This window comes from Vibrio kagoshimensis, assembly GCF_050337535.1.
Taxonomy (GTDB): Bacteria; Pseudomonadota; Gammaproteobacteria; order Enterobacterales; family Vibrionaceae; genus Vibrio; species Vibrio gallaecicus.
Map to the genome: position 1 here is coordinate 37,604 of NZ_JAKJSZ010000013.1, position 12,192 is coordinate 49,795.

Here is a 12,192-nt window from a genome sequence, read left to right on the forward strand (position 1 = left end):
CGGAATGTAACATATTTTCGACCTAAGCTCAGTTATTTCTTGCTGAGCCCAGATATTTATTGCTGAGCTTAGCTCTTTCTTACCAAGCTTCATTATTTACTGCTCATCGTCAGCCTATTTACTAAAAAACATGAAACTTGATTAGTTATCTTTCGAGTAAATAGGCGTAAAGAGCCACAAATTATTTCACTCGATCAATTTCTCGGTGAACTTGGTTAAGTGACTTAGCCCAAGGACCTAAGTTCTGTAGATCTTTGGGTAATGTTTCTACTGAATCTCGAGCAACTTGTATGGTTGGATAATCTTGGTAAACAATTATGAACCACTCTGCTCCATTTCTTACCGTTGGATAAATTCTGGCTTGCTCTTGAATACTATATTGCTCAATAAATGATTGAACATCTTCTAAAGAAGTCATCGCACCAAGTTGTAATGTATAAGCTCTCGGTGACAATGCTTTCAGCTCTTCTCTAGCAAAAGAAAAAGTAATCGTTTTATTCGGTGCTGTTTCTTGCTCGTTAACACCTTCAACTTGAACGACAGCATCACTACTAGAAGGATTTATAGGCTGTTGAACATTATCTTGATTAGTTACCTGCTGCTGAACGTTATTTTCAGGCACAAGCACGGACACCGTATTCTCTTCAACCGCAGCTTCTATCGTACTGGTATCAACACTTTCTGGCTTATCATCTAGCAGAGCATCAACTACATCAGAGGTAATAACTACGCGCTGCTGATCTTGAGAAACAGTACCAACTCCAGCCATATCTTCAATAATTACAGGAGGTAAAGCTGATGAATCATCCGTTGCCCCTTCATAACTTGGGTCAAGTAATTGCCCGTCGGAATGGTTTTGAGAGCTTTCAACTTTAAGCTCTTCTGAATCATCATTAGCAAATTCTAACGTTGGAATTGCCGTTTGTTCTGCTGGGGAAATCAAGGCTTGAGCCTTATCATCTGGTGTTGGTTGATTCAACATCCACCAGTACCCTCCTCCAATAACCACCAAAAGCAAAGTAACCAATATTGCTATCGTGGTTGGTGACCCAATGATCGAACGAATAATAATCCTTTTTTCCACTTTCAACTCTCCTAGAGCCATAAGGTCGCCGGGGATAGGCTTAGTTTTTTTAAAAGCTGAACGCACTCTCTTTTCAGAATCATCATCTACATAACGAACAACCAAAGATTCAAAAAACTGCTCGGCTTCCACTTGAGAAAGCGTATCGATTTCTAGATCAATAGGCTTGTGGTCTTGCCCATAACTTAAGCGAGTCAATAAAGCATCTAAATTGCCCAACTCGGAAAACAAGACAATATTAATATTCCAAAGAGGGTTTGCTTGAGCTTCGAGTACTAACATCCAAAGTTCGGATACCAAGACTTCTGTCAATTGATGAGCATCATCGATCACAATGACCACATCGCACGATTCCCCATCTAATAACCGGGTTAAGCTATCTGATAAAGAGTCTTGCTGGTTAAAGAGAGGATCTGAGACGATTTGACTAAGAAGTAAAGCACGACGTTGTTGATCATCTTGGCTGGGATGACACAAGAGAAGACATTGGTTTTGTTCACTCGCCCACGCTTCAAGATAGCGTTGCGCTAACCAAGATTTACCGGAACCAGGTTGACCAGCCACCGTTACTAAATTAGAACCAAAATTAGTAAGCATCTGCAATCTCTCAAGCAATTCAACTTGAGATTCTAATTCCAACACTCTTACTTCATGAGCCAAACTCATTGGATATCCTTACTGATAAAGTTGATCAGTAAACAGGGTTAGCTGCTAGGTATACCCCAACAGCTTAACAACCAAACTAAAGTGTACGGCAGAAATCAATTGCTTGCTCAATGATATCTTGAGGCACATCAGCAACAACTTCAGCAGTACCAATTCCTGTTGGTAAAACCAAACGTAATTGACCAGAGAGCACTTTTTTATCTCTCATCATATGCTTCATGAAGTCATCAAAAGACATACTTTCTGGCGTATGGATTGGTAGCTTTGCATTCTTGAGTATAGAAATAATTCGTTCAAGTTGCTCCTGCGAAATCAAACCTTGTAATTGAGCTGTTTTCGCAGCCATTACAGTACCTGAAGACACAGCTTCACCGTGTAACCAATTACCATAGCCTAGTTCTGCTTCAATCGCATGACCAAATGTATGACCTAGGTTCAATAACGCTCTGATTCCTGACTCTTTTTCATCTAGAGCCACCACTTCAGCCTTAATTGCACAACAACGGGCAATCGCAGTGATCAAAGCTTGCTCATCTAGTTGATAAAGCCTTTCTAAGTTATCTTCTAACCAAGAGAAAAAAGCATCGTCATAAATAATGCCGTACTTAATCACTTCAGCGATACCAGCCGCAAACTCACGCTCAGGCAGGGTCGATAAACACTCAATATCGATAACAACAGATTTGGGCTGATAAAATGCCCCGATCATATTCTTACCAAGTGGATGGTTAACTGCTGTTTTTCCGCCGACAGAAGAATCTACTTGGGAAAGCAATGTTGTAGGGATTTGAACAAAATCTATACCACGTTGGTAACAAGCTGCGGCAAAACCCACCAAATCACCAATAACACCACCACCTAAAGCAATTACGACCACATCGCGGCTGTAATTCCCTTCAAGCATGTAATTCATCACTGAATTGAACGTTTCAAGCGTCTTGTACTGTTCACCATCAGGCAGCTCTAAGAGAGAAGCTTGACAGCCAACGTGTTCAAGTAAAGAAAGAATTTTATCTGCATACAGTGGAGCAACCGTTACATTACTAATAACAACTACTTTCTGCTTCTTCGATAAAAAAGAAAGGTACGCCGGGTCATTAAATAACCCGGCGCCGATAGAGATTGGGTAGCTACGCTCAGCTAGATTGACCGTAATCCGTTCCATGGTTTTGCTCTCCGAAAAATGAACTTAACGTTCTTCTAGCATTTTTACGATCTGGTTGGCTACCACTTTTGCACTTTGATCATCAGTACGAACGGTATAATCCGCGACTTCTTCGTAAAGTGTATTACGTGATATCGCTAGGTCTTCTAGGACGTCGCGAGGATTGTCTGTTTGAAGTAAAGGACGCTTCTTGTCGCGGTTAGTGCGAGCAAGTTGCTTTTCAATCGTTGTTTCTAAATATACAACGATGCCTCGTGCAGATAGACGGTTACGGTTTTCTTTGCTCATTACTGAACCACCGCCTGTCGCTAGAACAATACCTTGCTCTTCCGTCAGATCGTTGATTACAGATTCTTCGCGTTTACGGAAACCTTCCTCTCCCTCAACATCAAATACCCAAGCGATATCAGCGCCAGTGCGCTCTTCGATTACAGTATCAGAGTCTAAAAACTCCATGTGAAGTTGGGAAGCTAGGTGTCTACCAATTGTACTTTTGCCGGCGCCCATTGGGCCAACAAGAAAAATATTGCGTTTCTCAGCCATGTTTTTAGCAGTAATTTACAACGTTAATTCAATGACATCGCCACAAGGCAGGTCAGCACTCGTACTGAAATAAAAAGGCCTGTGGCACCGATTCCTCACAGATAATTCGTGATAAGACCCGAAATTATCAAGGTTAGGTGCCACTAATGCAACTTTATTTTTAATCTAATTGTTCATTACTGAATCACAACTTTAGGTGTAACGAAGATCAGCAGCTCACTTTTACCAACATTTTCATAGCTACGACTAAATAATGCGCCAAGTAAAGGAAGGTCTCCGAGCAAAGGTACTTTATCCACAGTGTTGGTTACACTGTGTTGAAAGATACCGCCAAGAACAACAGTTTCCCCATTATTAACAAGCACTTGCGTTCCAATCCTCTGTGTATCGATCGCTATAGCTTCACCAGTACCAGTCTTAACAACTGCCCCAGGTCTATCTTGGGTTACACTTAAATCCAAAACTAATCGATTGTCAGGGGTAATTTGCGGTGTGACTTTCAAGCTTAAAACCGCTTTCTTAAATGCGACGGATGTGGCACCACTCGATGAAGACTCTAAGTAAGGAATTTCAGTGCCTTGCTCAATATAAGCGGGTTTTTTATTGGTCGTGATTAGACGTGGGCTAGAAATAATCTCAGCCTTAGATTCTTGCTGTAGTGCCGATAGCTCTAAATCAAGCAAAGTATCTGACCCTAATTTAGCAACTTGAAAAGCAATGCTTGATGCCTGAGGTGATGTAGCACCTAAATTTACATTTAAGAAATCATCGATAGGTAAACCACTGCCGCCTTCTTCACCATCACCGCCGCCGCCATCGTAGAGACCAATAGTCGCTAGGTTACTCTCTATAGAGCCCCCTATGGTGTTGTTTCCATTTGTCGAGGATATGCCCCATCGGACCCCTAACTCATCAAGGTTGCCCTCTGTAACCGTTACAATGCGAGCTTCAATTTGTACCTGCTTAACCGGTATATCAAGTGACTCAACAATTTCGCGAATGACTGCAATATTTTCAGGTAACTCTCTCAACAATAAGGAGTTAGTTCTCTCATCTATCGTGATTGAACCTCGCTCAGAAAGCATGCTCACGGTACTATCACCACCAATCATTTCTGCGATTTCAGAAGCCTTAGCAAAATTAATTTTTACAATTTCAGACTTCAACTCTCCCAGCTCTTCTTCAAGTCGTGATTTTTCTAAAGCTTGCTGCTCTCTCAAATCAAGTTCAGCTTTAGGTGCGACTAAAATAACATTGCCGTCAACTCGTTTATCAAGCCCCTTAACCTGTAAAATAATATCAAGTACTTGCTGCCAAGGAACGCCATCCAATCTTAAAGTTAGGTTTCCAGAAACCGAGTCTGAAACCACTAAGTTAAAGCTGTTGTAGTCGGCAATAAGTTGGAGAACATTTCGCACAGGAATGTCCTGAAAGTTAATTGAGATTAATTTACCTTCTTTCTCAAGAATACTTTTTTCAACAGCAGGAGCATCTTCTTCTAGCTTACTTATTACTACCTCAATGAATCGACCTTTAAGTGTATATTCGTAATGATAATCTTGATCGATAGACGCTAATAAACGTGTGCTCGGTGATTCACGAAATACTTCAATCGTATCCACAAGAGTCGAAAAATCTTTTACATCAAGCATATACAGCTTGTCGTCTGCCACTTGAGTACTTAATAACTCAATACTTAACCCTTCTTGTGCTCGCTGCACATCAACCACTGTTGAGCTACTTTCAAGTTCGATAATGATCACGGCATCTTTATCTTTATTTAGCCTAAAATCGATACTCTTTAATTCATTGGAAGACGTTTCAGCTTGCGTCACTAACGCAAAGCTCAAGGCAACAAAGAGTAAAACACTCTGAAAAACCTTATTCATATTCACAGCTATTCCTTTAATCATAATTAAATCTCATATCCACATCGTGTGAAATTGGGTCACTTCAAAGCGAGCTTGACGTTACGTTTATGCCAACAACCTAGACCATCTGGAAGGGTTTCATTTATCAGTACATATTTACTGGTCACTTTTGTTACGCGACCGTTATTCAACCCAATGAACTGACCTTTTTGAATTTTCACCACATTACCAACAGGAGTTTGAACTAATCCAGAAACAGTAGAACCGCTTCCCATGACCCCTTTTAAACGCAGTTTACTAAGTGGGTATTTTTCCAACTTCCCATTTTTAGAACGATAACTTGGCTGCCAACAGTCTTTTTTAACAATTGGCTGGTCTTGCACAATCGCTTCTTTGGGTAAAACAAAAGGTCCTCTAGATATTTTCGGATCGTAAGTTGCAGCAATAAATTCGGCAGCTGGTTTTAACTGAGCAACTTCTTTTCTTGCTTGCTCCTCAACCTTTGATACATATTCTTCCAAGGAATCTTGATTCGCTTTACAACCTACAAGCATTAATATCAGGCTCAAATAAGCCAGTTTACTGGGCTTCATCTCTGACCTCCGGTTTAAACTGGTAGGTATAAGCTCTGACGCGAAAGTGAAGCGTGCTACTTTCTTGGCTCACTCGTTGCCAATTCACATCGTCAAAACTGATAATTCTTGGTAGCTTGGCAATTGCTGCGGAAAAATCACCAATTTCATGGTAATCACCCGTTAGTTCGATATTGAGGGGTAAGCGATAAAGAAACTCTTTATTTTGTTTTTCTCCCCAATCAATGCGAGTAAAAGTCAGCTTATTATCCAGCCCCAGTTCATTAACCGCAGCCAACATGCTTGCCAACTCTTTTTGAACAGGCAATTGCTGCAGTAAGTAGTCATAACGGCTAGTTAACTCATTTAGCTGCTTTTGCAGTTGAGGCAAGGTGGCAACTTTATTCGCTTTAATTCGCAACGTCGTTTTCAATGTTTGCTCTTGTTGCTTTAGCCCCTCTAACTCATCATTTTGTGGCATCAAATAAAACCAAACGCCAAAACCTTGGATAATGAACATCAGTAATAAAACCACGAGCACTTGAGGAAATAACGGCCACTCTGTAATTTCATCAATATCAAGTTCTTGTAAACTAACCATTCGAGACCTCCTGATTCACGAGGTATACCATCTGATTAGGTGCTAGCTTACTAACGCCCACAGAGAGGTATTGTTCATTGGCTATCGACGACGCTTTCATTGCCGACTGCTTAGCTGTTGTATCGGCAGCTTCAAGAGGTTTTTGCAAAGATATAGGCGTAAACATGAAAGAGACTTTGAACGTCTGAAACTCTTTATTAAAGCGTTCTTTGTTATGTACGATGGAGTGCATCTCAACATCACTTAAAGACTCTGAACGTTCAAGGTTGTCTAACATCGTTGCTAAACGAGCCGTACTATCACTGATCCCTGACATTTCAACTTCTTGACCATTCATCTTAATTTTATCGACATAAACACCTTCAGGGACTAGGTTCGGCATTAAGTTCATGAACTCTGTCGTTTTATTTCTTCCCGACTGAAGAGACTCAACCACATCTAAACGAGTCAGAATCGATTTGTGTTCTTGTTCTGCCACTTTTAATGATTGGATCTGGGTATCGAGTTGAGCAATGTATTGCTGCAAATAGTTCAAGCGAGCTTGTTGTTCGGATTTCTGCTCATGAAAGTAGTTACCCACCATCCACTGAGCAATCACGGCCGCTAGGGTTCCTAGCACAACAAGGTTGATAAAACGTTTTTTATGTTGAGCCCGGATCTCATCACGCCAAGGCAATAAGTTAACTTGATGCAACATGCTTCACCTCTCCCCATTTAAGCCCACTGATAGCCATTCCAGCAGCGATGCCAAAACTTTGCCAATCAGTATGCATGCGACGTTTTTTAGATAATTTATTCTCAAATAGAGAAAGAGGGTTCAGAAGCTCACAACTCAAACCGAGCTGCCTTTCGAGCTCTTCAATTAGCATTGGTGTATTTGCACTTTCCCCCATCAACCAAATTCCAGAAAGAGGGTGCGTAGAGTTAACTGAAGAATAAAGCTGTAGTTGCCGCTTTAGCTTCTCAATGAAATCATTTATGTATTTTTGATTTTCTTCGGCACTACCAAATGCACTCGCAGGGTGACCTTCGCCCGTTGAGTTTGTTGAGTGGCTACCAAATGAAATGTCTTTATAAAAAGAAGAACCACCCTGGGGCATAATCCCCAAAGACAGTTGATTCAGGCCTACATCAACAAGTAACCAATTTTTTTTATCTGGATTTAACTGAGACGCTAATTGCCAGATATTCAATAACCCATGAGCATGAATATCCACAACAACAGGTTCTAGCCCTGCTTTCTTTATAGCCAAAGACCGACTTTCTACGACTTCTTTTCGAGTCGCGTAGACCTGATAGCTTGTCGTTGAACTTTTACCAAAGCGTTTTTCTTCAACTTTGACGAAATCTAAACTGAGGTCTTCGATTGGAAATGGAGATTGATGAGCGAAGGTTTGGTAAATAGAGAACTCTTTTTCTCTATCTTCCAGTTCGCTTTCAATTTGAAGTACTTTGCTAATAACAGAATTGTCAGGGATGGAAATGGCGACCTTTCGACTAAACAAAGGTAACTCTTTTTTAAGTTCTTTGAGTTTCTTTACAATTTTCTGATACTCGAAGGTATGATTATCAGAGAAAATGTCGTCCGAAATAGGAAGCTCTTTATATCCAATTAATGCATATAACTCCCCTACGGGTTTGAGAACCACGGCTTTAATACTGTGGCTACTTATATCTATACCGATGACTGATGATGAACCCATTTTACCTAGCTCCTAAAGCCTCGACTTGAGACAATGGTCTAACATTATCTATGTCTTAACTTTTTATTGAGTTAGCTTATCGTTGGCTTAGTTCTAAGGGGTTGAGATTATTAGTTAAATAAGCGTTAATAAACGAAAGCTAATTTTTAGCCTAGAGTACAAGAGATTGCTGCCTATCAGCCTTAACAAATCAGGGATTATCCGGTGAAGTTCATAAAGCGATTATTCATATTTACATTGATTTGCATGATTCTTGGAGTCGGTACAATTTTTGGGTTCTATTATTATGTAAAACCTGAATTGCCAGATGTTGCAACATTGCGCGATGTCGAACTCCAAACACCCATGCAAGTTTTCAGTCAAGACGGTAAATTGATTTCACAATTTGGTGAAAAACGCCGTAACCCAGTGAAATATGAAGATATTCCACAGCACTTAATTGAAGCTTTGATCGCAACCGAAGACAGCCGTTTTTACGACCACCCGGGAATCGATCCAATTGGTATTACTCGTGCTGCTCTAGTGGTTGCTATGTCAGGTTCTGCGAAGCAAGGTGCCAGTACTATTACTCAACAGCTTGCGCGTAACTTTTTCTTATCTAATGAGAAAAAGATCATGCGTAAGATTAAAGAGATTTTCATTGCGATCCATATTGAGCAACTTCTTAGTAAGGAAGAAATCCTAGAGTTATACGTAAACAAGATTTTTCTTGGTCACCGCTCATACGGGTTTGGAGCAGCTGGTCGTGTCTACTTCGGGAAAGATCTTCCTGATTTAACTCTTAGTGAACTTGCGACTTTAGCTGGTATGCCTAAAGCTCCTTCGACAATGAACCCTATCTATTCAGTCGAACGAGCGACCAACCGTCGAAATGTCGTTTTAATGCGTATGCTTGATGAGCGCTACATTACTCAAGAAGAATACGATGAAGCACGAGCTGAAGAGTTAACTTCGAAATATCACGGAGCTGAAATTAAGTTAAGCGCCCCTTATGTAGCAGAAGTTGCACGAGCTTGGATGGTAAAGCGATACGGTGAAAATGCTTATACTTCAGGTATGAAGGTTTACACAACCATTGATTCTAAACTGCAAAAAGCCGCAAATAGAGCCGCGATTAATAACCTTTTAGCTTACGATGAGCGTCATGGTTACCGAGGTGCGGAAAAAGTACTCTGGCAAACAGAGCAACCTACTTGGGATCAAGAACAGATCATCAAGCACCTTAAATCACAACCGACTTATGGGGCTCTTCTACCAGCTGTAGTCACTGCTGTTTCCGATAAAACTGTAACCGCATGGGTGAAGAATAAAGGCGAAGTGACCATTGAATGGTCAAACATGAATTGGGCTCGCAAATTTTTAACCGATGAACGTCAAGGGTCTGCACCTAAAAAAGCGCAAGATATTCTTGCACAAGGTGAACAGATTTGGGTCCGTCGCGTTGATGATAACGCTGAAAAATCCCCTGAAGAGTCTGAGGTTGAAACAGATATCACTACCGAGGAAGAGGCTTCTGAAACAGTTCAAGCTATCTGGCGTTTAAGCCAAGTTCCTAACGCTAATACCGCCTTTGTTGCCATGAATCCTGATAATGGTGCGGTTTTGTCTATGGTAGGTGGCTTTAACTTCGTCCATAATAAGTTCAACCGTGCAACTCAGTCCGTCCGACAAGTCGGCTCCGGTATCAAACCATTTATTTACTCTGCTGCTGTTGATAAAGGCTTAACACTGGCTTCATTAATCAATGACGCACCAATAAACAAATGGGATAAAAGCCAAGGTACTGCATGGAGACCGAAAAATTCACCCCCCACTTATGTAGGACCAACTCGCCTACGTATTGGTTTGGCTCAATCGAAAAACGTGATGGCAGTGAGAGTATTACGAGAAGTCGGCTTAGATGACACTCGAAACTACCTTACCCGTTTTGGTTTTGATATTGATGAAGTACCACGTTCAGAAACTATCGCACTTGGTGCTGGTAGCTTAACGCCAATGAAAGTGGCTCAAGGGTATTCTGTATTTGCAAATGGTGGCTACTACGTCGAACCTTTCTACATTAGCCATGTAGAAACTCCATTTGGTGAGGTTGAATTTGAAGCTCAGCCTAAAGTGGTTTGTCATCAAGACTGCCAAACACAGACTGATTTAGCTGACCTATTATCGCTAGAATCTGATAATTCAGAGAACATGGACCTAACAGAGGCTGAACTTCCGACAGGCTCTATCGCTGATGAATTTAATGAACAAGATGTATTAGCTGAGCCACAATTCGCCCCTCAAGTTATTTCCGAACAAACAGCATTCATAGTGCGTGAAATGATGTATAGCAATATTTGGGGTGGCGGTAACTGGCGAGAAGGGACCGGCTGGAATGGTACCGGCTGGCGTGCTCAACCACTCAAGCGTCGTGACATTGGCGGGAAGACCGGTACAACCAATGATTCGAAGGATACTTGGTATAGCGGTTACGGACCGGGTCTTGTAGCAACAGTTTGGGTTGGTTTTGATAATCACAATCGTAAATTAGGTCGAACAAAAGCCAACAATAACCTTGGTAAAGGTCAAACCACAGGTGCTGAAGCCGGTGCTAAGACTGCACAACCTGCTTGGGTAGACTTCATGAGTACTGCTTTGGCTGATGTGCCAGCTCAGAGAAAATCATTACCCGAGAATATTGTAAGAGTAAGGATCGATCGTGAAACGGGTCTGTTAACCAACAAGTCTGATGGGTCATCTATGTTTGAATATTTCTTAAAAGGCACAGAGCCAACAGAGTTCATAAATGAAACATTAAGCAATGACATTTATTCAACTTCGTCTGGTGAAGCTGAAGAAGAGCTTTTTTAACGAAACCGTTCATTTGATCTAAACAAAGGGCAGATATTGATACTCAATATCTGCCCTTTTTTAATCTTAATAGTAGAAGCTGACTCTCACCACATCGGTGTATGTGATTTATGAACGAGAGCTACTGTGAACAAGAGTGACTCGCTCTAATTGCTGACTAATCACTTCAGCTAACTGTTCAAAACGAGGTCTTAACGGTGAACCAGGTCGGTACGCCACAACAATACGTCGCGATGGAGTAGGATTTACCGCCGGCAAATAACACACACCATCTTTTTGCTTTTCACTCGGCAGCGACAACTCAGGTAATAGTGTAATTCCAGCACCAGCAGCCACCATATTTCGCAACGTTTCTAAACTCGTGGCTTTGAATCTTTCATCATCCTTAGCACCCGCAGCAAAACAAAAGCCTAATGCTTGATCACGCAAGCAATGACCATCCCCTAAAGCTAAAACGGTTTGACCATTAAGCTGCAACATATCAACGCTGTCTTGCTTAGCCCATTCATGATCACACGGCACCGCAACGCTCAGCGGCTCATCATAAACATCAATCTCTTTGAAAGCAGCCGTTTCATCAACCGCAGCCAGTACCAAACAATCAAGCTTGCCATCTTCTAGTTGGCTCACTAACTGATGTGTCTGCGCTTCGTGCAGATAAAGCTCAAGATCTGGAAAATTTTCTTTTAGATGAGGGATGATTTTAGGCAAGATATAAGGACCAACTGTTGGAATAAATCCAATATGCATCGGACCTGTCATTGATTCACCATGCCCACTTGCCATCTCTTTAAATGTTTTTACTTCGGCTAAAATACGCTTTGCTTGCTCTACAAGCTGTAAACCAGATTCTGTAAAAATCACTTTTCTTGGGCTACGCTCTGTTAGCTGTAAACCTATTTCATCTTCCAACTTACGGATTTGCCCACTAAGCGTTGGTTGGCTGACAAAGCACGCCTCGGCGGCTTTTCTAAAGTGTTTATGCTCTGCAAGAGCCACTAAGTATTCAAAGTCACGAATGTTCATGATCTGCCTCTTACCTCTGGTTTTAATAAGAACAAGGGTCTGAATAGGAATATTTGGGGATAAAATACTTTTGATAGAATTTACCTATCAAAACCATAACATCAAACGATT

The 12,192-nt window shown here is 41.3% G+C and carries 8 protein-coding genes and 3 pseudogenes; 1 reads left to right on the plus strand and 10 read right to left on the minus strand.

Annotated features, from left to right (window positions below; genetic code table 11):
* Nucleotides 1–181: 181 nt before the first annotated feature.
* The 9 genes and pseudogenes from L4C37_RS13675 to pilM all read right to left on the minus strand — a co-directional run.
* Nucleotides 182–502 (minus strand): annotated as a pseudogene (locus L4C37_RS13675) (SPOR domain-containing protein); the annotation flags it as partial.
* Between the two features lie 128 nt (nucleotides 503–630).
* A pseudogene (locus tag L4C37_RS13680) lies at nucleotides 631–1,750 on the minus strand (ATP-binding protein); the annotation flags it as partial.
* 76 nt (nucleotides 1,751–1,826) lie between these two features.
* Nucleotides 1,827–2,915: a 3-dehydroquinate synthase gene (gene aroB, locus L4C37_RS13685; RefSeq protein WP_137375096.1), complete on the minus strand. Its 1,089-nt coding sequence runs from the start codon at nucleotides 2,913–2,915 to the stop codon at nucleotides 1,827–1,829.
* Between the two features lie 24 nt (nucleotides 2,916–2,939).
* Nucleotides 2,940–3,458, minus strand: a complete 519-nt coding sequence (aroK, locus tag L4C37_RS13690) for a shikimate kinase AroK (protein ID WP_137375095.1) — start codon at nucleotides 3,456–3,458, stop codon at nucleotides 2,940–2,942.
* A gap of 176 nt (nucleotides 3,459–3,634) precedes the next feature.
* The gene (locus tag L4C37_RS13695; protein WP_429768934.1) at nucleotides 3,635–5,347 is read right to left on the minus strand and encodes a type IV pilus secretin PilQ; all 1,713 of its coding nucleotides are present in this window, start codon (nucleotides 5,345–5,347) and stop codon (nucleotides 3,635–3,637) included.
* 59 nt (nucleotides 5,348–5,406) lie between these two features.
* Nucleotides 5,407–5,922, minus strand: coding sequence for a pilus assembly protein PilP (locus L4C37_RS13700; RefSeq protein ID WP_137375093.1), 516 nt, complete (start codon nucleotides 5,920–5,922; stop codon nucleotides 5,407–5,409).
* Complete coding sequence (locus L4C37_RS13705) at nucleotides 5,909–6,502, minus strand: type IV pilus inner membrane component PilO (RefSeq protein WP_137375092.1); 594 nt, start codon at nucleotides 6,500–6,502, stop codon at nucleotides 5,909–5,911. Before L4C37_RS13705 ends, L4C37_RS13700 begins: the two co-directional genes overlap by 14 nt.
* Nucleotides 6,503–6,632: 130 nt before the next feature.
* Nucleotides 6,633–7,199 (minus strand): annotated as a pseudogene (locus tag L4C37_RS13710) (PilN domain-containing protein); the annotation flags it as partial.
* Nucleotides 7,183–8,205, minus strand: coding sequence for a type IV pilus assembly protein PilM (pilM, locus tag L4C37_RS13715; RefSeq protein ID WP_429768935.1), 1,023 nt, complete (start codon nucleotides 8,203–8,205; stop codon nucleotides 7,183–7,185). The pseudogene L4C37_RS13710 and the gene pilM, both read right to left, overlap by 17 nt.
* A gap of 204 nt (nucleotides 8,206–8,409) precedes the next feature.
* Here pilM and L4C37_RS13720 point away from each other — a divergent pair, with 204 nt between their 5' ends.
* Nucleotides 8,410–11,055: a penicillin-binding protein 1A gene (locus L4C37_RS13720; RefSeq protein WP_429768936.1), complete on the plus strand. Its 2,646-nt coding sequence runs from the start codon at nucleotides 8,410–8,412 to the stop codon at nucleotides 11,053–11,055.
* A 108-nt stretch (nucleotides 11,056–11,163) separates the two neighbouring features.
* Here L4C37_RS13720 and oxyR read toward each other — a convergent pair whose 3' ends face one another.
* Nucleotides 11,164–12,081 carry a DNA-binding transcriptional regulator OxyR gene (gene oxyR, locus L4C37_RS13725; RefSeq protein WP_273296062.1) on the minus strand — a complete coding sequence of 306 codons (918 nt, stop codon included), beginning with the start codon at nucleotides 12,079–12,081 and terminating at the stop codon, nucleotides 11,164–11,166.
* Between the last annotated feature and the right edge of the window lie 111 nt (nucleotides 12,082–12,192).

Bases quoted from the DNA above. Each gene is read 5' to 3' on its own strand.
- L4C37_RS13695 (WP_429768934.1), bottom strand. From the start codon at position 5,347: ATGAATAAGGTTTTTCAGAGTGTTTTACTCTTTGTTGCCTTGAGCTTT.
- oxyR (WP_273296062.1), bottom strand. From the start codon at position 12,081: ATGAACATTCGTGACTTTGAATACTTAGTGGCTCTTGCAGAGCATAAA.
- L4C37_RS13700 (WP_137375093.1), bottom strand. From the start codon at position 5,922: ATGAAGCCCAGTAAACTGGCTTATTTGAGCCTGATATTAATGCTTGTA.
- pilM (WP_429768935.1), bottom strand. From the start codon at position 8,205: ATGGGTTCATCATCAGTCATCGGTATAGATATAAGTAGCCACAGTATT.
- aroK (WP_137375095.1), bottom strand. From the start codon at position 3,458: ATGGCTGAGAAACGCAATATTTTTCTTGTTGGCCCAATGGGCGCCGGC.
- L4C37_RS13705 (WP_137375092.1), bottom strand. From the start codon at position 6,502: ATGGTTAGTTTACAAGAACTTGATATTGATGAAATTACAGAGTGGCCG.
- aroB (WP_137375096.1), bottom strand. From the start codon at position 2,915: ATGGAACGGATTACGGTCAATCTAGCTGAGCGTAGCTACCCAATCTCT.